This window comes from Falsiroseomonas sp. RANM36 (assembly GCF_056682175.1).
Genome location: NZ_JBWXTD010000002.1, coordinates 239,245 through 239,750 on the forward strand (window position 1 = coordinate 239,245; position 506 = coordinate 239,750).

A 506-nucleotide genomic window follows, 5' to 3' on the forward strand; every position below is an offset into this window, starting at 1 on the left:
GGGCGCCAGCCACGCCGGTGGCGCGGCGCGCCGCGCCGGCGTCTGCCGGCGCGGCAGTGCTCCGGCGCGTCGCGACAGCACGACGCACCGCCTTCTCCGCCTTCTCGACGACGACTGACGGCAGCGCGACGCGCGGCGCAGAGTTGCAGCGAGAGTCGTCGCGACGAAAATCATGCGTGTCGTCGTGCATCGCGATGCGATTCCGTTTGACACGTTGCGCGCGAATGCCGCACGTCTGATTCGCACGCACGCGCTTGACGCGATTCGCGCGCCGAACATCGAAGCAGCGTCCTCCGGCCGAAGCCGCGACGCAGCGATCGAAGCGAGGCAAGCGTCACGTCGGTGCGGCGCGCGGCAGGAAGGAACGGTCCATGGACCGCAGGCTCGGGGGGAAGGTTGGCATCCAACGCACATCCTTCCCCGCACCGCCGGACGGCGCGCACCGCGCGCCACGCCCCGGCGGGAGAGATGCCGGAACACGCGCCAGGCGCCAAGCCGAGCCGCGC

At 71.9% G+C, this 506-nt stretch carries 1 protein-coding gene; it reads right to left on the reverse strand.

The window, feature by feature from the left end; all coding sequences use genetic code 11:
* Window positions 1-190, reverse strand: a 190-nt coding sequence (locus AC1MIR_RS02020) for a hypothetical protein (protein WP_480026515.1), incomplete at its 3' end; no start/stop codon positions are given.
* Window positions 191-506 lie beyond the last annotated feature (316 nt).